This is a genomic window from Stenotrophomonas sp. 3diitr2024, assembly GCF_042136455.1.
GTDB classification, from domain to species: domain Bacteria; phylum Pseudomonadota; class Gammaproteobacteria; order Xanthomonadales; family Xanthomonadaceae; genus Stenotrophomonas; species Stenotrophomonas sepilia.
This window is the reverse complement of record NZ_JBHHMJ010000009.1, coordinates 1-269: the sequence shown is the minus strand read 5'-3', so window position 1 is coordinate 269 and position 269 is coordinate 1. Positions and strand designations below refer to the sequence as shown.

At 67.7% G+C, this 269-nt stretch carries 1 pseudogene; it reads left to right on the top strand.

Going from position 1 to position 269, the window contains the following annotated elements:
- A pseudogene (locus tag ABGA94_RS00040) lies at window positions 1-269 on the top strand (hypothetical protein); the annotation flags it as partial.

Here is a 269-nt window from a genome sequence, read left to right as displayed (position 1 = left end):
TGCCCGAACAGCGCGACAAGTACAACCTGGCCTCGGTCGGCCTGGGCGCGCAGCTGCGCCTGGGTCAACACCTGCAACTGCGCCTGGACTACGCCTGGCCGTATGCCGATGGCCCGGTCACGCGCAAGGACGACCCGCGCTTCGCCTTCGGTACCTGGAAGATCGAGATCCTGGCCGGCTATACCAGCGCCATCGCCCTGCTTGGCGTCGCCGCGCTGATGGCGGTGCAATCGCTGGAGCGGCTGTGGGTACCGGCGCCGATCCATTAC